We start from the raw sequence: 20,975 nt of genomic DNA on the forward strand, positions 1-20,975 counted from the left end.
ACAGGAGTTTTGCATAAAATTAAACAGTATGCAGAATAAATCAATTCCTGTACTCATTGTTGGCGGCGGATTAACCGGACTGGGGGCGGCGCTGTTCCTGTTAAAACAAGGCATAAAACCAGTGCTGATCGAGCGGCGCGCTTCCACTTCCATCCATCCCCGGGCCCGCGGGTTCGACGTAAGAACGATGGAACTGTTCAGGGAATTGCAGCTGGACAAGGCAATTGTAGAAGCAGGTAAGGCGCTGGCGCCGGCCTGGGGTTTGTACCAGGGCGAATCGCTGGTGGAGATCTTAAAGAACATAGACCCTGCCAAATTAAAAGTGAATCATCCCATCAATTTTCCCGGACTGGAAAAGTTGGCGGCCATGAGCCCGGTAGCCGGCGCCCGTTGTACGCAGGACCTTTCGGAACCCATCTTATTACAGGCTGCACAGGAGCGGGGCGCCGACATCCGGTTCAACACCAAACTGCTTTCGTTTACACAATCGGCTACCGGCGTAACAGCCCAAATCCAGGATACCATAACCGGCCAGAAACAAACAATTACCTGTGCCTATATGATAGCGGCTGATGGCGCAGGCAGCCCCGTGCGTAAAGCACTGCAGGCAGCTACCAGCGGCCATGGGTCGTACGGACATTTATTGAATGTATATTTTGAAGCTGCCCTTGGCGAGGCGGTAAAAGGCCGTGAGTTCAGCATTTGCCGCATTGCACAACCCGGTATAGAAGGTATACTAACCTCCATTAACAACAGCGATAAATGGGTGTTCCATTTGTATTATGATCCGGCGAAAGGTGAAACCCCGGAAGATTATACGCCTGAACACCTGGAAAAGCTGTTGCAGCAAATGCTGGGAATGCCACAGCTGCCCGTGCGTATTATCAGCGTGCTACCCTGGCAGCCTACCGTTAGTGTGGTAAATGATATGCAGCATGGGCGGGTACTGCTGGCTGGCGATGCAGCCCATCAAATGACGCCTTACGGCGGAAAAGGCGCTGCCACCGGCGTACAGGATGTACAAAACCTGGCCTGGAAACTGAAGTTGGTATTACAGCAAAAAGCAGGGGACGAACTGTTACATACGTATTCAGCCGAACGCCAACCGGTAGGCATGCAGGTGGCGGAAATGTCGGGAGCGCTGGCAGATGATAAAGGGTTAATAGATATTCCGAAGTTCATGAAGCTGGTATCCGGATCGACCGCGGAATACAACCTTGAGAAAATGATAACAATGGTAGGGTTACCCGATTTCAGGTACACTTCATCAGCAATAATAAACAACGACCAGGATGGGGAACCAGCTTTATTAAGTGCACAACCGGGAACGCGGGTGCCGCATGTATGGTTACAAAAAGAACCGCAACCTATTTCTACCCTCGACCTGGCTACTGAACATTTAACCCTCATCACCGATGAAGCGGGGGAAGTCTGGCAATGGGCGGCAGATGTGGTGAAAGATCAGCTGCAAATAACGTTACCGGTATATGCCATGAAAAAAGAAGAGCCGGCTTATGAGGCCTGGAAAGAAATCACCCGCCTGCAGGATGGTGAAGTGATCCTGGTTAGGCCCGATGGCTTTGTTGCCTGGCGCCAAACGTTGCCGGAGACAAATGCGCCGGGGGTGTTGAAAGAGGCTTTGCAGAAGATACTGGCACTTGATAAAAATTGAGGCTGGTGAATACCACTCACCACTCACTATTCTGCCTATCTTCTTAAAGTAACCTTATGCGAAATATAAGTAGTAGAGCCGGAAGAAAAATGCGGGTCCCACAACACCATGGAGTTGTCGGTTAAATACACGATCTTATACTGGAAATCGCGTACGTTCAGTTTTAAATTCGCTTCTGAATAAATGTACTGGGCGGTATCCAATGCCTTCATAACAGAAGAATACAATTTTCCATCCTTTCTAAAGTCCAGGTAGTCATCGCCTGCGCCATCATATTTACTAAAAGCAGGGGCCGTGTTGGGCACGTAAGTGGTGTCATTGATCTGCACCAGGCTCCAGCGATTCATCAGTTTTAAAGTAACGCCGGTATCATTATTCTTTTTGCAGGCTGCCATAAAAAGGGTGAGTAACGCCATACAGGCGATGGGGGTTAACGGACGCTTGCCGTTAACACAATATGCTACATTGTGCATCATGAAATAACCAAGGTTTTGATTAATGAAGCAGGTACGCTGCAACAGCGATGCCCTGTACTTTCTTGCTATGGTTTGGGAGGGGAAGCCTTTAACCGGTGGTTTTTCACGAATGGAGATGGCATAAATATATGAAAAAAACAGTGCTTGTAACATTGAGCCCAGCCAGGCAATACACACAAATGTGCAAAACCCAGCCCCGCTTAATTATTAAATGAATTGGAGAATAGCGCCAGAAGACCGAACTTAGGTAATAGTCAATTCACCTATTTTTTCAAAGAAATCCGCCTACGCCAGGGCTTGCGCCTCCGCTGAAGCTTCGGCGGCACGCGGACGACGGATAAAATTCGATTGCTATGCGTAAATCAAGAATGAAAAAGATCAAAACCTCCGGGTTTAAAAAGAAAAGAGTGATAGTACCAAGAGCCAAAAAAAGGAAGAAGAACTGGTGTGTAGACAAGGAAAAATATGAAGGGTTTATTCCCCAGCATGTTATTGACAGGCATGAAGGCCGCAGAAAACGGAGAATGGCGCGGGCGGCAGGCAAGCCTTCACCATTGCGGGTGGTTAAATAGAAATTGTGTTTTGTTTTTTATAAATTAAGAGCTATTCTGTAATGGAGTAGCTCTTTTCGTTTGAAAATGGTAAATTAGACACTACTTATTAAAAAGATTGCTGCTTTTTTGTAACTTAATACTCAGGCCGTTTTGGTAATGTGGAATTCGCGCCGGCAGCCTGCATTGGATAAAAACATTTTTAATCTTAAATTCGTGCCCATGGGTACCAGGTACCTTCTTTCAACCTATCCGCCTTATTCTCACACCCAGTGATCATGAACGGGAAACCATCCGACGATAAGCATTGATTGCATTGTCTTTCAGTACATTAAAATATTGTTCAATTCGCCTATGAATGCCGCAGGAGTAATCAATGAAATCTAGTCAATTTACTGAGACTCAAATTATTGACGGCTTAAAAAACAATGAGAGCCGGGTATTCGACCATTTGTTCAACGAATACTATACTCAGCTGCAATACTTCGCAGAACGCCTCATCAGCAATCGGGAAGAAGCGCAGGACATCGTTATTACTGCGTTTCGTAAGTTCTGGAACATCAGGGATAATTTTCAAACCGCTACCAATATCAAGGCCTTTTTCTATATAACCGTTCGTAACCAGTGCCTGGATTACCTGCGGTACAAACAACGGTTCAATGAAGTAAAAAAAGAATATGAGTCCCACCTGCTCTCCGCAGACGAATTACAGCAAACAGATAACCTGATCATTGAAACAGACCTCATTAACAAGATCTATCTGGAAGTACAAAAACTTCCCAACCGTTGCCGCGAGATCTTCATCCTCACTTATTTCAAAGGCCTGAAAACAAAGGAGATCGCCAACGCCCTCCAAATTTCCGAGAGTGCCGTAACCACCCAAAGATCATTGGCCATCAAATATTTAAAGCACGCATTTTCCCAGGAAGGCTATATTTTCTTTTGCCTGGTGCTGGCCAGTCTGGACCGTTAGAGATAGTAAAAAAAAATATTTTAAATTCTTTTGGACAAACCTACCCTGCCATCCGTTTCTATTAAATAACGGTTACCATATTGTTATTTTTTCGGTTAAGGCAGGGCTTTCTAATTTAATCAGATCACATTTTTAAAAGCTTTATTAATGGCTGAAGAATCGTATAACCTTTCCAATGAGTTGTTTGAGATAGGGAGTCTTCTGCTCAAACACAACCAGGGAGAGCTCACCGAAGAAGAACAAACAATACTGGATAATTGGAAAAATGCATCAGCAGGAAATAAACAGCTCTTTGCAACACTGACCAATAACGAAAATCTGCAGGCAAAGCTTAACCAGCTTCATGAAATCGAAGCTACCAAAGAAGCAGCCAAAAGGCGGGTGATGGAATCGCTTTCTATGGGCGCCATAGTAACACCCATAAAACGCACTACGCACAGCCTTTGGAAAACAGTGGCCGCTGCAGTCACTATTACTGCGGTGGCAGGAACGGGCGCCTGGCTGCTGTTAAAGAATAATAAGCATCCGCAGGTGGCAGTTGTTCAGCCGGCAGAAAACAAACTGGCCGGTGTAATGCCCGGAAGTTATAAAGCGCAACTGGTGCTTGACGATGGTTCTATCATTGAACTGGACAGTGCAGGAAGCGGAAAGCTGGCGCAACAGGGCAATATGCAGGTAATGAACCGCGATGGACAATTATCGTATAAGCCGGATGCCACAACAGAAAAAAGATCTTTATACAATACATTAAAAACAGGCCGGGGGCAAATGTACCCGGTAAAGCTATCAGACGGTAGCGCTGTTTGGCTCAACTCTTCCTCTTCAATCCGTTTTCCCGTAGCATTTAATAAACAGGAAAGAAGAGTTGAAATTACCGGTGAGGCTTACTTTGAAGTAACTCACAACGATCGCAAACCGTTTAAGGTTTCGGTAAATGGAGTAGAGGTGCAGGTAGTGGGTACCGTGTTCAACATCAACTCCTATAACGACGAAGCAAGCATGAAAACAACCCTGTTGACGGGTTCGGTAAAACTAACGAAGGGGAATGAGCAGGTAATGATAAAACCGGGCGAGCAGGCAGAAGTGGTTGACAAAACCATTAAAGTAAATACCGGGGTAAATGTGAACAAGGAAGTGGCCTGGAAAAACGGGTTGTTCTATTTTAAGAATGAGAACCTGAAAGCCATTATGCGGCAGATTGCCCGCTGGTACGATGTGGATGTAGTGTATGAAGGAAAAATAAGCAACGATGAAATAAGTGGTAAAATATATAGAAATGCAAACCTGTCCGAAGTGCTGAAGCTGTTGAATGTGCTGGATGTGAATTACAAAATTGAAGGAAAAAAGTTAATCATTAAAGGCTAACATTCATGTATATATCATATGTGCATGGGTGAAAACGGATAGCGTCATGAACCAGGTTTGTACATATGAGCGGGCTGAAAAAGAGCAATTCTTCATCAGTATTTACAAAGAATACTGGTACAAAGTGTATCATTATTCGTATTTATATACAGGGGATAAGAGCGAGGCGGAAGATCTGGCGCAGGACTTGTTCCTGAAGTTGTGGCAACAGTTCGACCGGTTGAACGGCGTTGAAAATGTAAAAGGATACCTGTTCATCATGGCCAGGAATAACTGCCACAATCATTACAAAAAAGAGTTACGCAGGAAGCCACTGTATAAAAACTATTGCCGGTCGTTTAATGAAGCGTGTTATCACGATGAAGTGGTGGTAAAGGAATTGAACCGCATTACCATCAGGGCCGTACAGGAGCTGCCGGCAAAACAAAAGAAGGTCTTTATATACCGGGACATGGGATTGGGCCGAAAGGAAATTGCAGATATATTGAATGTATCAGTAAATACAATCGATGCCTGTATAAATATAGCCATGAAAAAAGTACAGCAGTTTGTAAGCCGTGAATTGGAATTGTCAACGGCTGCATAACAAACCTTATTCACTGTGTAATTGATTGAAATACGGTGCTGTCGGAAATGATTATGTAGAAGTATTAAGGATAACGCTTTTTATGTAATGATGACGGCAGCACTGTTTTTTTAAGGATAAAATTTTTACGACGGGGCAGTAATAGTGCAACTGCCCGGCGTATCAAAGGATGTCCGGATCCATGAAAAGCAACGATTGGTTGTTGGCCTGAACACAATACAACAACGAATAGTAAACTGTTAAAACCGCTACGAAAATGAAAGCAACAAGGCAACTCGTAAGCCACTGTTTGGTTAATGGTATGACCATACTACGCTTCGCATTTATTACACCTTCTTTATATCTTATCCATTCTACTATTGTAAGTTCATCAGGAGGTTCCGGGGCCGGAGCCGGATTTTTATATCATCCCTTTTCTGCAACCGGCGTTAAACGGTTTGTTACGCCTTCTTTAACAAGCTAGCCGGTTGCGTTTATGCACCTATCCAATGCCATTGAACAGAATAACCACACCTTCTTCCTAACGAATCATTTGCCATCGCAACAGCTAACCATAACCAAATCCGCATTTAGTTAATCAGCCACGGAGAGGCAAAAAATTGCCGATTGTGTTGGAACCACAACCGGCTGTTGGGTTAACTGAATAAAACGTTGGGGGTCTTATTAATTAACCTATTACAACAAAACTATGACAGATTTTATATCTGGCAAAGCTGCTATTGCCCGGGATGAACGCGGGCACGACCGACTAAAATGGGAATTGACAAAAACATTGCGGATCATGAAGTTAGGTGCATTTTTTTTATTGGCTGCTGCTATGACTGTTTCGGCGAAAGGGTTAACCCAGGATAAGATCACCCTGTCCCTGAAGAATGCGCCCCTGGAAAAGGTGTTTGACGCGATCGAGAGTCAGTCGGGGTTTGTTTTCATTTACAAGAATGAAACGGTAAAGGATAAGAAAGTGAGTATCCAGGTAACCAATGTTTCGCTGGCGGATGCATTGAATGAATGTTTAAAAGGACAGGCGCTCTCATACAGCATCGTTGGTAAAAGTGTGGCCATCAAAACCATTCATAAAGAAACCGGCCTGGCTGAAAATGCCACCCCCAATGCGCCGCCATTGATTGATGTAAAGGGAAAGGTGCTGAATGAAAAAGGCGACCCGGTGGAAGGCGTTACGGTGCGGGTAAAAGGGACGGAGAAATTTACGCTTACGGATAAAAATGGGGAGTTCTCGCTGATAACAGTAGAAAGAGATGCTATCCTGTTATTCACGCATATTACCATGGAAGCATTTGAGTTGCAGGTGAGCGGGCAAACGGAGTTGCTGATAAAGTTGAGGACGAAGGTGAGCTCTTTAGGTGAAGTAGTAGTAAGTGTGAATACGGGATATCAACAGGTAAGTAAAGAAAGGTTTGTGGGGTCGGTGAGTTCATTGGATAGCGCAGCCTATAGCAGAAGGGCAGGCATGGATATCATAAGCAGGCTGGATGGGACAGTGCCCGGGGTGTTGTTTGATAAGAAAACAGCTTCGACCTCTTTAGACCAGGTACAGATAAGAGGGTTGAGTACATTAAATTCAAGTAGAGCCCCGTTGGTCATTGTAGACAATTTTCCCTTTAGACAGGACCTGAGTTTATTAAATCCAAATGATGTTGAAAGTATTACGGTGCTGAAAGATGCAGCGGCTACCTCTATCTGGGGCGCACAGGCAGGCAATGGGGTTATAGTGATCACAACAAAAAAGGGAAGATATAATCAACCGATGAGTGTGTCGGTAAGTTCAAACGTGACCATTCAGCAAAAACCTGATCTGTATTACAACCCTCAAATAAGTGTGCCTGACTTTATTGATGCGGAAACTTTTTTGTTTAGTAAAGGCAGATATGATATAGACCTGAATAATACAAGTACCTGGCCTGTTATTTCTCCTGTGGTGGAAGTGCTGGCAAAAAGAAGAGCGGGTGTTTATACTGCTGAAGATTCTGCCACCCAGATCGATGCCATGAGATCGATGGACCTTCGGCGGGAACTGAATAAATATATGTATCGCCCTGCTGTACTTCAACAACACTATGTACAATTGAATGGCGGTAACAATACATTCAGTTATAATTTTTCCGCCGGTTATAATCGTAATCAAAATAATATTCAAAACAGCAAAGTTGATGATAATTTTACGCTGAAATCCTTCACTGCCATCAGGCCGGTTAAAAACCTGGAAATTACTACCAGCATCATGTATATCCAGGGTACAAACAGAAGCACCACTTTACCTTCTCTCAGGCTCTATCCTTATGCACAGTTAGCCGATCAGGAGGGACATGCTTTGGCAATACCCCAGGATAGAAGGGCTGCTTATATTGATACGGTTGGCGGGGGGCGTTTACTCGATTGGCATTACCGGCCATTGGATGAAGTGAAGCTGGCAGATAAAAACGACAGGAGTCGCCTGATCCAGTTAAATACCAGTATTGCGTACCGGTTTACGCCCTGGTTAAATGCAAGCCTGAGTTATCAATATAGTGGTCAGTCGCTTGACGGAAGTAATTATCTGGGGCCGGGAACCTATTATACCCGTAACCTTATAAATCAGTATACTAACCTGGCGCAAACCCTTCCTGGTTTGCGCAACCCCATTCCGGTGGGCGGCATCATGAATGTATCACATATTGAATCCAGGTCGCAAAATGCAAGGGCGCAATTAAATTTTAATAAAAAGCTGGGTTATAAACATGCAGTTAATGCCCTGGTTGCCGGGGAAATATCTGAAACCAGGGGAACGGGGAATACAAACAGGTTTTACGGTTACAATAAGGAAATGGGAACTTATGTAACCACAATAGATTATGTAACTCAATTCCCTTCGTACAACAACATTGCAGGAAGCGGCCAAATTCCCACCGGCAGCACGGCGTCTCCGGAAACCTACGGCCGGTTTGTTTCTTTTTTGGGTAATCTCTCCTATACCTATAACGATCGCTATACAATATATCTAAGCGCCCGCAAAGACGGTTCCAATATATTTGGCGTTAACACCAACAGAAAGTGGAAGCCTTTGTGGTCAACAGGCGGCAGCTGGGATATTTCAAAGGAGAGTTTTTATGATCTTAAGTGGATGTCTTCATTACGGGTAAGAGCTTCCTACGGCTATAGCGGCAATCCGGGAAATGTTTCGGCTTTGCCTACCATTCAGTATAACACTATACCAGCGGTAATGACAAATTTGCCGGCAGCTACTACAAAAGATGCGCCCAATCCATCACTAAGATGGGAGAAAGTGCAGATGATCAATGAAGCCATTGATTTTAGTTTGTTCCACAACAGGATCTCGGGAAGCATCGATGTATTTCAAAAAAGATCTACCGACCTTATTGCCCCCAATCCCCTGGCGCCTGCAACTGGCGTCGATGTTATATATATGAATGTTGCCGACCTTGAAGGTAAGGGATTTGATATTGCGGTACATTCAAAAAATATTCAGGGAGCTTTTCAATGGCAGACTGATGTTAGCCTGAGCCGCTCCAAAACTATAATTAAAAGAGTATTTAAACAGCGTTACAATACTTCCGAGTATCTGGATTATGGTGTAAATGCTTCTGATGGAATAATGGCGTATGGCATGTCGAGTTATAAATGGGCAGGTCTTGATCCCGCTACCGGTAATCCCCGCGGTTATTTAGCTAATAAAATTTCTACTGATTATAATGCCATACTTAATGATTCAATAAATAACCAGGTGTTCAATGGTTCTGCGGTGCCGCTGGTTTTTGGATTTTTAAAAAATTCGTTTAGTTGGAAAAGATTCACCTTATCCGCTAACATTAATTATCGCCTTGACTTCTATTTCAGAAAACCAGCTATCAGCTATTCGGACCTGTCGAATAGCTGGCAGGGCAATGCCGATTATGCTGCCCGCTGGCAAAAAAGCGGTGATGAACAATTCACCAGTGTTCCTTCTTTTATTTACCCGCTGAACCAGTCACGGGATAAGTTTTATCAGTATTCAGCCATAAATGTATTAAGAGGAGATAATATCCGCTTGCAGGACCTGCGCTTGCAGTATGATTGGGGCAGTAGGCAAAAGAAAACTGTTGTTAAAAATTGGCAGGTCTTTGTTTATGTAAATAACCTGAATGCCATTCTGTGGCGTAAAAACAATTCCAATCTTGATCCGGATTATACCGGGGGAATGGGTTTTATTACGCCCCCTGCCAAAAGCTGGACGATTGGAATAAATGCTAACCTTTAACTTATAATAACTGACATGACCAATTACAATAGAATATACAGCTTTAAACGGGCAATGGTGTGGTTGTTTTTTCTTTCAGTTGTTGTAACCGGATCGTCCTGTAAAAAGTATCTTGATAAAAAGCCTATTCAAAATTTAATTGTTCCTTCCAGTTTAAGCGATTTGCAGGCCCTGCTGGATAATCAGAATGGGAACAGCCTGGCTCCAGGTATAACTGAATTTGTAGCTGATAATTATTATTTAACAACAGCCGCCTGGTCGCCCCTGAACATTGACCTGCGGAAAAATTATACCTGGGATAACGATGCCAGAATAACAAATGTGAATTCTGTCTGGAGTAATCCTTATACCGCTATTTACAACGCCAACTTCGTGCTGGATTATTTGCCTAAAATAACAAAGAATGATTATGATGCGGGCACGTATAACAATATAAAAGGAATGGCGCTTTTTTACCGCGCCTATATGTTTCATCAACTGGCCCAGTTATTCTGCGCGCCCTATTCCACTTCTACGGCAGGTAGCCCCGGAATAGTTTTAAGAACGACTGCTGAAACAGACGCGCCAATTAACCGGTCAACTGTTCAACAAACATATGACCAGATAATCAGCGACCTGAAAACAGCTGCTGATCTATTGTTAACAAGCCAGACATTTACCACCCGGCCCGGTAAAGCGGCTGCCTATGGTGAACTGGCCCGGGTATATTTGTCAATGCGCGATTATGCAAATGCAGAAGTGTATGCCAACAACGCCCTCACTGTAAATAATACCTTACTTGATTATAATGCTTTAACGCCTGTTGGTAATCCGGTACTTCCAGCCAATCCCATCAATAATCCGGAGATCCTGTTTATAAGCCGCACTGATATCCCGGGTGTATACTCAGCTTCGCATGAAGCGATAGTAGATACTACGTTATACAGGTCCTATAACGCAAATGATCTGAGAAAGACGGTATTTTTTGGATCAAACGGAAATAATAATTACTGGAAAGGCTCTTATTATACATTCGGTGGAACAGATTACTCAATCTTTGATGGGTTAGCTACAGATGAAATATACCTTATCAGGGCCGAATGCAGGGCCAGGAAAGGAGATGCCAACGCCGCCATGGATGACCTTAACACGCTTTTGCGTAACCGTTGGAAAACCGGTGCATTTACAAATCTTGTAGCCATAGATGCCAACGATGCATTAACCCAGGTGCTGAACGAAAGGAGAAAAGAACTGGCATTCCGCGGGCTTCGCTGGAGCGATCTCCGGCGCTTAAACCTGGAAGGCGCCAATATCTCATTGACCAGGGTGGTAAATGGAACAACATATACGCTGCCTGCGAATGATCTGCGCTGGACATTATTGATCCCCGACCTGGAGATCAACCGGTCGGGCATTGCACAAAACCCACGTTAACAGCATAGACGGTAATGTAAAAAGTAATGAGCCAAACTACTGTAAAATGAAAAGATTAAAATATATAGCTACACTGTTTTTACTGGGAGTTGTATTGCATCTCCATGCGCAGCGGGCATTTACAGCGGGTAACATCGTTGTGTACCGGGTAGGGGATGGCAGTACTGCATTAACTTCAGGCGCAGCGAATGTTTATCTGGATGAATATACCCCGGCAGGTGTGCTGATTCAATCGATCTTAATGCCAGCCAGCGGCCAGAAAATAAACTGCTTTGGTGATGATGTTTTTGGCGGCCAGCTGAGTTTGAGTACCAATGGCAAAAGTTTGATCGTTCCCGGGCTGAATGTAGACCTGGGTGTGTCAACGTTGGGACCAAGGTCAATAGGCGTGGTAGATTATAACGGGGCTATAAGCAGCATAACTGTTGATCCCAATGCCAGTAGCTATAACATGCGGTCGGCAGTATCAAATGACGGTACAAATTTATGGGCTGCCAGTGGTGGAAGCCTTGGAGTAGAATACACCACCGTTGGTTCAGCAACGCCCGCTTTGATTGCTTCTATCGGTGGGTCATCCAATTCCGTAGGAATAGCCAATGGCCAGTTGTATGCTTCTTCCAATTCAAACAGTTTACCGTTAGTAAAAATAGGAACAGGATTACCAACAACAACAGGTCAAACAGTAAGTGCCGTACCAGGTATTCCCACCAGAACAAGACCGCAACAGTTTGCCTTCGCCGACCTGGATGCAGGTGTAGCCGGCGTGGATGTTCTATACCTGGCTTCGCAGAACCCCTTGGTGCCCGGCGGTATTCAAAAATATTCCCTGGTAAATGGTACCTGGGTTGCCAATGGCCAGGTGGGCACCACTGCAGATGCTTATTCAGGACTCACCATAAAGGTATCTGGAAGCAGTGTAACCATTTATGCAACCAGGCAGGGCGGCAACAACGCTATAATAAAAGGCGGAGAGTTGGTAAAGCTGGTAGATAACGGCGGTTATAACACCACGTTAACGGGAACTCCCACCGTGCTGGCTGCTGTAGCCAATGCAAATACCGCAGCATTCAGAGGCGTTGCATTAGTCCCACAACCGGCTCCGTTTACAGCGGGTAACATCGTTGTGTACCGGGTAGGGGATGGCAGCGCTGCATTGACGTCGGGCGCCTCGAAAATTTACCTGGATGAATATACCCCGGCAGGCGTATTGGTTCAATCGATCCTGATGCCAGCCAGTGGTCAAAAAATAACCTGTTTTGGCGATGATGTTTTTGGCGGCCAGCTGAGTTTGAGTACCGATGGTAAAAGTTTGATCGTTCCCGGGCTGAATGTAGACCTGGGCATGTCAACGTTGGGCCCAAGATCAATTGGAGTAGTGGATTATAACGGGGCTGTAACCAGTGTAACCGTTGATCCCAATGCCGGTAGCTATAACATGCGGTCGGCAGTATCAAACGACGGTACCAATGTATGGGTTGCCAGTGGCGGAAGTCTTGGAGTAGAATACACCACCGTTGGTTCAGCAACGCCTGCTTTAATAGCTTCTATCGGCGGGTCGTCCAATACCGTAGGGATAGCGGATGGCCAGTTGTATGCCTCTTCCAATTCAAACAGTTTACCGTTAGTGAAAATAGGAACGGGGCTGCCTGCTACAACAGGTCAAATAGTTAGCGCCGTACCAGGTATTCCCACCAGAACAAGACCACAACAATTTGCCTTTGCCGACCTGGATGCAGGTGTTGCCGGCGTGGATGTTTTATACCTGGCTTCGCAAAACCCGATATCGCCTGGTGGAATTCAAAAGTATTCGCTGGTAAACGGCACCTGGGTTGCCAATGGCCAGGTGGGCGCCACTGCAGATGCTTATTCAGGACTCACTATAAAAGTATCAGGTAACAGTGTCACTATCTATGCAACCAGGCAGGGTGTTAACAATGCAACTATAAAAGGCGGAGAGTTGGTAAAGCTGGTAGATAACAGCGGTTACAACAGCACGTTAACGGGAACCCCTACCGTATTGGCAGCTGTTGCCAATGTAAACACAAAAGCGCTGAGGGGCGTTGCTCTGGTGCCACAGGGATGTTTTTCGCCATTGGCATTTCAGGTAATTAACGTTACCGCTACACAGGCAACGCTCACCTGGAATGCACCGTCGGGCGGCGGCAGTACGTTTGAATATGCAGTCACCACTTCTGCTACACCACCTGCAACAGGAACAACAACCAACACTACCCTCAATACGGTAACAGGCCTCTCCAATGCGATCACCTATTATGCGCATGTAAGAACTGTTTGCGGTGCAGCGGGTAAATCGGAGTGGGCGTCCGTATCCTTTGTAACCAGTTGTAAAGCGCCCCTTCTTTCAAGATTGAATATGAATCCCCTGCCCACCGGAAAAACAACTATTAACTGGAACCAGGTATTTGGCGCTGCAGGTTATGAATACGTTGTGTCCCAAAGCGCAACGCCGCCTGCAACAGGTACGGCTGTGAGTGATACTTTCGTAAATGTGGAAGGTTTAAGTGCTGTGACCTCTTATTATGTACATGTTCGCTCCGGTTGCGGACCGGGCGCCTGGTCGGGCTGGATCTCAAAATTGTTTACAACAGGCTGTTTTATGCCAACTGCTAACTTAAACGTAATGGCAAACAAGGCCGGGGTAACCTGGAATAAAATAAATAATGCCATTCAGTACGAGTATGCATTGACTGCAACCGCCGCCAAACCATTGAGTGGTGTGGTTACGGCAGATACCAGCTATGTATCAGGAAAATTGAACGACGGCCCGGCGCATTATTTCCATGTAAGAAGCATTTGCAGTACCGGGGCAGTTTCGGAATGGAACACGGTTAAATTCAACCTGGAGGGGATAGAGATTTATCCTAACCCCGTCACCGATATTTTGCACATCAACCTGCATACTACCGGGACCAACGGTCAGGTGTCCGTTACCAATGCCATGGGTGGGATGGTTGCCCGGGTAAGAGTAACGGGTTCCATTTTAACCATCGATACAAGAGGATGGGCCGCAGGCTTATACCTGGTACGATATGATGACGGTGTAAATAAATATGTTGAAAAGATTATAAAGAAATAGTTATCTACTATGAAAAAAACGATGATGACGGTAATGGGCTTTATGGTGCTGTTAGCGTGCTCAAGAAATACCACGAAAACCCAGGCGTTGCTTCCGCAAACTGCGCAGGCGCCAGTAGTAAAAACAGATACTACTGTAAAACGAACAGTTCTTAAACCCTATAAAGATGTTATTACAGGTAAAGCGATCTCCCAGAATGGATTGATAAAAGTACATAAAATAGAGGAGCGGTATTTTTTTGAGATCCAGGATTCTTTGATTGACAGAGATCTGCTGGTGGTAAACAGAATAAGCAGGGCTGCAGCAGGCGTACGGCCACTGGATGGTTTTTTTGGCTATGCCGGTGATGAGATTGGTGAAAATGTGATCCGGTTTACAAAAGGACCCAATAATAAATTGTTTATAAACAGGATCTCGTACCTGGATGTTTCACATGATAGCAGCGAAAACGGATTGTTGCGGTCTGTTATCAATTCCAATCTGCAACCTATTGTAGCCTCTTTTGAGATCAAAGCAATTTCCCCAAACGACAAAGGGACCGTAATTGATGTGACTGATTATATCAATGGCGATAACGACGTTTTCTTTTTTAATCCCCAGGTAAAGAAGTCCTGTGGTTTGGGCGGGCTGCAACCCGATAAATCATATACGGTTAAGATCACTTCTTTTCCGCTTAATACCGAGGTGAGAACGATAAAGACCTATACCCTGGGCGATCAGCTTTTAACGTATGAACTGAACTCCTCACTGGTATTATTGCCAGGGGAGCCCATGACGCCGCGGTACTTTGATGAACGGGTAGGTTTTTTTTCAAGAGGATACCGGAACTATGATGCACAACAAGGGGTTCGGGCCGATTATATGATCACCAGATGGCGATTGGAACCCAGGGAAGAGGACCTTGCAAAATATCAAAGGGGAGAACTGGTTGAACCTAAAAAGCCAATTGTATTTTATATTGATCCGGCTACCCCTAAAAAATGGGTCCCTTACCTCATCGAGGGCGTAAATGCCTGGCAACGGTCATTTGAAAAGGCCGGCTTCAAAAATGCTGTTTATGCGCGGGAAGCGCCTGCCGATGATACCTGTTGGAGCATAGATGATGCCAGGCATAATGTGATCGTTTATAAAGCTTCTGCCATTCAAAATGCAAGCGGCCCGCAAATAAGTGATCCCCGTTCAGGCGAGATCCTGGAAAGCCATGTGAATTGGTATCACAATGTGCAGCAGATCCTGCGCGACTGGTATTTTGTACAGGCTTCACCCAACGACCCCAATGGACGGAAAATGATCTTTGACGATTCTTTAATGGGGCAACTGATTAAAATGGTTTGCACACATGAGGTAGGGCATACGCTTGGCCTGCAACATAATTTCGCGGCTTCCTGGTCGGTACCGGTTGATAGTTTGCGCAGCAAAAGCTATGTGCATGTTAACGGACATACCCCATCGATAATGGATTATGCCCGTTTCAATTATGTTGCTCAGCCGGAAGATAGCATAGGAGTGAAAGACCTGGTACCCCGTATTGGCGTATATGATGACTGGGCAATCGAATGGGGGTATAGATGGTTACCCGGTTTCAGGACCATCGACGATGAAAAGGCCTACATGAACAAATGGATCATTGCGCAACTGGCTAAAGACAAAAGATGTTTTTTTGAGAACAACAGTGCGCCTGACCCCCGCAACCAGGCTGAGGATTTGGGTGATGATGCTGTAAAAGCCGGCAGCTATGGCATCAGGAACCTGCAAAGGGTAGTGGCCAACCTGGAAGCATGGACAAAAACGCCTAATAGCGACTATACCGATCTTGTAAAAATGTACCGGGAGGTTATAAACCAGTATAACCGTTATTTGAACCATGTTATGTTCAACATAGGTCATATGTATATTACGCAGCAGACTGTAGAACAGGGTGGACCTTTTTTCAGCTATCCTAGCAGGCAGCGGATCAGAAGCGCCGTACAATTCTTTAATGAACAGTTATTTGAAACGCCATCCTGGCTCAATAATAAAGCCTTAATTGCAAAAGGCTCCGGTGGCGGCATCATTCAAACGCTCTGGATCCAGGAACGGTTTTTACATGGATTGGTTGAACCAGCTATGTGGAACTGGCTGGTGTTTAATGAAACCAACCAGCCAAAGGATAAGTCATACAATTATGATGAATTGTTATCAGACCTGGAGAGTGGTATCTGGAAGGAACTGGAAAAACATGAAAGTATAGACATGTACCGCCGGAACGTTCAAAAAGTATATGTAGCCAAGTTAATCCAGGGAGTTCGGTTTGGGAAGGTCGGCGACATGGGAATGAATGATTGTGTTACTATTATGCAGGACCATATTAACAGGCTGTATAATAAAATATGCGCTGCATTGCCAGTGTACAAAGACCGGGAGTCCAGGTTGCATTTGGAAGATCTGAGAGACCGGTTGAAAGCATCCATCGATGTTCAAAAAAAGGAGTTGCCGGAAATGCCCAGGATGGTTTCTTCGAGGGCGCTCAATGGATTCGGGGATCAGGAACAGGGATCACTGTTTAATTCAACCTCGCTTCCTGTTCAAGGGCAAAAGAACAAGGGGTGCTGGGAAGGCGTTGAGGTACAAACGGACATGTTTAGATAAGCATAATTAAGATCATTATAAATAAAAAGGGCTGCCCTTCAAAGAAGGACAGCCTTTTTTATTATTAGTGTTTTGCATCTGCTGCAACAATGTTGATAACAGCAGTTCCTTCTGTAAAGCTTGCGTGCATTGCATTAGGAGAAAGGTTTGAATACTGTGTCATAACAGAATTCAAAGCTTCCTGAAGAGTTAATTGACCGTCAGCACCGCCGTCGGCAACTGATTCTTCATCGAAAGAGATTGAACCAATAAATTTGCTATAATCTGAAGTTTGATTAAAGCTTTGTTGAGTCAGCGTCCAGTTACTTGCATCAGTGAAGTTAGCTGAAGTAATGGTTCTGTCTCTCAGATCTGATTCTGTAGTATGGTTTGGTTCAAGTCTTTGGTTATCTGTTCCAGAAATATAGTAATAAGTCTGGGTAGCTTTTTTAGATGTGAATGCAAAGGCTACAACGGCAATAGCAACAACTGCTGCAGAAGCTAAAACTACTTTCAATTTCATAAAATAAAATTTAACTGATTAATGATATGCCTACTCTGTTACAGGTTTTCGGCTAGGCCTGTTTTGCTGATCCGGGTGGCCACCAGGATCAGCGGAGTGCGCACAATATTTTAATAATGGATGATCTCGCTTATAAAGTTGAATTACATTAAATGCAATTTCGGGTTAATGGGGGAGGGGCGGATATGCTTACTGCAGGGTGCCTCAATTAGACAAAAAAGGCAGCACAGCAAGCCACTGTTAAAAACCTTCTATAATAGATCAAGAAAGGCCGTTGTTATTGATTAATGCTCCTGATGAATAAATCCGTAGCTGATGTATCGTTCGTCTTAACTCCGTTAGCATTTATTTGTATGCAATTTACATTCGATAATTTCCGCTGTTTGCATTTTTTTTATACAAAATTCCACGATCGTTTCTTCTGTTTGCATTGTTGTATTAATGACACGCGTCAGCGGCTGTTATACATACTCTGGCAGTTCCGACATCATAACACGCTTGCATGGCATGAGGAGTTGTCGCCTGATATAGAGCGCAAATTGCATTCAACGCTTCCTGTAAAGTAAGCTGACCATCTGAACCGCCGTCTGCAACAGACTCTTCATCAAATGTTATAGACCCTATAAACTTGCTATAATCAGTAGTTTGATTGAAAGCTTGTGCTGTTGTGGTCCAGTTATTAATATCTGTGAAAGCTGTACAATTCATGCTTCTTTGACAAAGTTCTATTTCAATGGTATGTGCGGGTTCGATACGTTGAAAGTCTGTGCCCGAAACGTAATAATAGGTTTGGGTAGCTAATGGTTTGGGCGTAAATCCGCCAACAAGAAGGTAGGCAATCGCTACACAAGAAAGTTGTAACACTTTCATAGTATAAAGTTTAAATGGTTAATGGTGCTCTTGTAAACCGGGGTACAATTTACACCCGTAGATTTCTTCTGTTTGCACTTTCTATATACAAAATCCCACGCTTATTGTCTCGAAATCGTTTGTACACTTAATTATCGTACTGCTCCGGATCATAACAACCTGTAACGGGTTCATTGCAGGCAAACAACGATCCTGATCGGTTCTGCACCGATCTAAAGCAAATAGCATTGTTTCATTTCATGTAAATAATGATCCTAATGAAGTTGGAAAAGCTCCGGGATCAAACAACAACAATCCATAACAGTAAAACCTGCATAGCATGAATACCTAACTGCTGGCGCAGCTTTCAGCTTAATCATAAAAATAAGGTTCAATAGTTAATGATACTGCCTACTCTGTTTCAGGTTTTCGGCCAACCCTGTTATACAAATTTACGCAACCAGTTTAAGCTGTTTGCTTTTTTCGCGCACTTTAGTAAGGCACGTGAATTTCTACGAAAATAATAATGGAACGTGCCGGGTACGCCATTGTCCGGGTGTAATACCATGTACTTCTTTGAATGCCCGTACAAAGGAGCTTTGCGAGCTGTACCCGCATTTGGCCGTGATCTCCTGCATGGTTAGTTCATCTTTTTGCACCAGGTAAGCGGCCGCTTCTAATCGTTTTCTGATCTCATACTCCTTGATCCCGGTTCCGTATAACTGACGGAAACCCTGGTGAAGTAAATTGATGCCGATTTGTGAATGGGTTTTGTGAATGAGTGCTGAGATCGTCTTAATTTCCAGCGGATGTTGATCAATGTAGTCTTTAATGGAATGAATGGCCTCAAGAAAGGTGCTCCTCAAACGTTTCTGGTTCATAAGATAATTTTAAGATAAAGGTTTATAATGCTGCATATTGAACGCTGATGCATCGATCATGTACTATATCAAGCTAAATACCAGTAGTGTTACGTTTTACAGGACGGACAGAAATGGGCTGTGAGGAGTTGCTAGTGAATCAAAAGTAGTTTTTTTTCTGCTAACGGTAAAGGTCAAATTTCTAAGAAAATATTAAAATCGGATTGGGATTTTGGGATGCATGGGATGAGTGGGAATGACAGGGATCAATAAAATAAAAGAAGCCTGGATGGAAGTTATTATAATCAATACATTTGTATTGTAAAGTAACGAATTTAAGTTTATAAAGTTACAAATGTGGAAAATGTTACAATTAATTTGACCGCGATCAATAAGTTTTACCCTTACCCGTTAACCTTGCATCGATGGATTATCATATTGGACAAAGACTGAAAGCCTTCCGGGAACAAACAAAGATTAAAATGCCCGCCATTGCAGCCCTTACCGGTATTGCCAAGGAAACCCTGTACAAATGGGAAAAGGGTACCAAACCCAGCGATATCAATGACTATTTCAGGCTGAAGTTGTACCTGGATAAAATGGAGAACAAACTGGAAGAAGAACAGCTTGATATAGAGTACCGGAAACCGGCCACCATGCGCTTACCCCTGAACCACAATCGCGTGCCCATTCCCCAAACTGATGGCAAGGCCGCTGCCGGAACCATCCTGTTCTCGAACAATGAGCCGGAGCTGATCGTAGACCGGATAAACGCGCCTTTCCTGGGCCCCGTGGAAGGGATTATAGAAGTATCCGGCGAAAGCATGGCGCCCACCTTTACCAGTGGCTGCCGGGTTGCCATTAGCCGGCTGAACAATTACCGCATTCTCGACTGGGGCTGGTACTATTACATCATCGATAAAAACTGGCAGGGGTATGTACGCAGGGTATACCCCGGCGAAACCGAAAACAGTTTATGCCTGGTTTCTGATAATCCCAACCAGAACAAGTTTCCTCCTACCCAACGCCAATGGGAACACATCGAAGCCATTTTCCGCGTAATGGCCGCAATCTGGAAGTTTTAGGTAACAATTTCTTAATATTCGGTGGCAACTGGGTATTATTCCTGCCCAAATTGAGTAAAAACTCAATTTTTTTTCTGCACTTTTTAGTACAGCACGATTGCTTTATTGTTTTATATAGGAGGAAAGAGGAAATCCTTTTCGAGGTCTCATTCTTACCATTGCTCTGGTAAAGTGTTATCCAGGTGCTTCACCTCCTGTTCAGTGTAATTTCGTTTCTATACGGATAAAAAACGGGCTCAATGGAATACTTGGGCCCGTTTTATCCATTTGATCCTGGTTAGTGGAATAAATTATAAAACAGGCCAAAAAGGCCGGGAAAGTGATGTTGGTTGGTTGCGAGCCTGGATCTGTATGATTGTTATTTGGTTTCTACTTCCAGTATTTCCTCATCGGGGAGTTTAGTTGCTTCCCTAATTACCTGTAAAGCAGCAGCTTTGGTAAGATTGTCGCTGTTTTTTTGAATATACCTGGCAATGGTGAACTCTGTACAGCCAAGTACATCCATCAGGCGGCGACGGGTAACTGGATTATTGATTGCCTTTAAAGCTTTTTGGCTGAGTTTCATTATTTCTTAATTTGGTACAGTAATTTTGCTCTATAAAGGTAATGGAAAATATTACATTTTATATATTTTATAAGTGTAATTTCTTACTTCTTCTCACTTAA

At 44.2% G+C, this 20,975-nt stretch carries 15 protein-coding genes; 10 read left to right on the forward strand and 5 right to left on the reverse strand.

What is annotated here, in order from left to right:
* Nucleotides 1-28 precede the first annotated feature (28 nt).
* Nucleotides 29-1,672 (forward strand): FAD-dependent monooxygenase, encoded by a 1,644-nt coding sequence (locus tag NIAKO_RS01125; RefSeq protein WP_014216543.1) that lies wholly within the window; start codon nt 29-31, stop codon nt 1,670-1,672.
* Nucleotides 1,673-1,707: 35 nt separating this feature from the next.
* Here the strand turns inward: NIAKO_RS01125 and NIAKO_RS01130 are convergent, their stop codons facing one another.
* Entirely contained in the window at nt 1,708-2,301 is a 594-nt protein-coding gene (locus NIAKO_RS01130; protein WP_014216544.1) for a hypothetical protein, read from the reverse strand.
* Nucleotides 2,302-2,501: 200 nt separating this feature from the next.
* Between NIAKO_RS01130 and NIAKO_RS01135 the strand changes: the two genes are divergently transcribed.
* The 8 genes from NIAKO_RS01135 (at nt 2,502) to NIAKO_RS01170 (ending at nt 17,013) form a co-directional block, all read left to right on the forward strand.
* Nucleotides 2,502-2,720: a hypothetical protein gene (locus NIAKO_RS01135; protein ID WP_014216545.1), complete on the forward strand. Its 219-nt coding sequence runs from the start codon at nt 2,502-2,504 to the stop codon at nt 2,718-2,720.
* A gap of 355 nt (nt 2,721-3,075) precedes the next feature.
* Nucleotides 3,076-3,672 (forward strand): RNA polymerase sigma-70 factor, encoded by a 597-nt coding sequence (locus NIAKO_RS01140; protein ID WP_014216546.1) that lies wholly within the window; start codon nt 3,076-3,078, stop codon nt 3,670-3,672.
* 147 nt (nt 3,673-3,819) lie between these two features.
* Nucleotides 3,820-5,037, forward strand: coding sequence for a FecR family protein (locus NIAKO_RS01145; RefSeq protein ID WP_014216547.1), 1,218 nt, complete (start codon nt 3,820-3,822; stop codon nt 5,035-5,037).
* A 46-nt stretch (nt 5,038-5,083) separates the two neighbouring features.
* Entirely contained in the window at nt 5,084-5,623 is a 540-nt protein-coding gene (locus tag NIAKO_RS01150; protein WP_014216548.1) for an RNA polymerase sigma factor, read from the forward strand.
* Between the two features lie 688 nt (nt 5,624-6,311).
* On the forward strand, nt 6,312-9,875 hold the full coding sequence (locus tag NIAKO_RS01155; RefSeq protein WP_014216550.1) for a SusC/RagA family TonB-linked outer membrane protein: 3,564 nt from the start codon (nt 6,312-6,314) through the stop codon (nt 9,873-9,875).
* Nucleotides 9,876-9,890: 15 nt separating this feature from the next.
* Nucleotides 9,891-11,288, forward strand: coding sequence for a RagB/SusD family nutrient uptake outer membrane protein (locus NIAKO_RS01160; RefSeq protein WP_049815450.1), 1,398 nt, complete (start codon nt 9,891-9,893; stop codon nt 11,286-11,288).
* 46 nt (nt 11,289-11,334) lie between these two features.
* The gene (locus tag NIAKO_RS01165) at nt 11,335-14,385 is read left to right on the forward strand and encodes a T9SS type A sorting domain-containing protein (RefSeq protein WP_014216552.1); all 3,051 of its coding nucleotides are present in this window, start codon (nt 11,335-11,337) and stop codon (nt 14,383-14,385) included.
* 9 nt (nt 14,386-14,394) lie between these two features.
* Nucleotides 14,395-17,013, forward strand: a complete 2,619-nt coding sequence (locus NIAKO_RS01170; protein WP_107685511.1) for a zinc-dependent metalloprotease — start codon at nt 14,395-14,397, stop codon at nt 17,011-17,013.
* A 64-nt stretch (nt 17,014-17,077) separates the two neighbouring features.
* Here the strand turns inward: NIAKO_RS01170 and NIAKO_RS01175 are convergent, their stop codons facing one another.
* The 3 genes from NIAKO_RS01175 to NIAKO_RS01185 form a co-directional block, all read right to left on the reverse strand.
* Nucleotides 17,078-17,515: a hypothetical protein gene (locus NIAKO_RS01175; RefSeq protein ID WP_014216554.1), complete on the reverse strand. Its 438-nt coding sequence runs from the start codon at nt 17,513-17,515 to the stop codon at nt 17,078-17,080.
* Between the two features lie 438 nt (nt 17,516-17,953).
* Entirely contained in the window at nt 17,954-18,385 is a 432-nt protein-coding gene (locus NIAKO_RS01180) for a hypothetical protein (RefSeq protein WP_014216555.1), read from the reverse strand.
* 491 nt (nt 18,386-18,876) lie between these two features.
* Nucleotides 18,877-19,245: a helix-turn-helix transcriptional regulator gene (locus NIAKO_RS01185; protein WP_014216556.1), complete on the reverse strand. Its 369-nt coding sequence runs from the start codon at nt 19,243-19,245 to the stop codon at nt 18,877-18,879.
* Between the two features lie 404 nt (nt 19,246-19,649).
* On the opposite strand from NIAKO_RS01185, the gene NIAKO_RS01190 reads away from it, so the two are divergent.
* Nucleotides 19,650-20,309, forward strand: a complete 660-nt coding sequence (locus NIAKO_RS01190) for a LexA family transcriptional regulator (RefSeq protein ID WP_014216557.1) — start codon at nt 19,650-19,652, stop codon at nt 20,307-20,309.
* A gap of 358 nt (nt 20,310-20,667) precedes the next feature.
* Here NIAKO_RS01190 and NIAKO_RS01195 read toward each other — a convergent pair whose 3' ends face one another.
* Nucleotides 20,668-20,874 carry a hypothetical protein gene (locus NIAKO_RS01195; protein WP_014216558.1) on the reverse strand — a complete coding sequence of 69 codons (207 nt, stop codon included), beginning with the start codon at nt 20,872-20,874 and terminating at the stop codon, nt 20,668-20,670.
* Nucleotides 20,875-20,975: the final 101 nt, after the last annotated feature.

This window comes from Niastella koreensis GR20-10, assembly GCF_000246855.1.
GTDB classification, from domain to species: Bacteria; Bacteroidota; Bacteroidia; order Chitinophagales; family Chitinophagaceae; genus Niastella; species Niastella koreensis.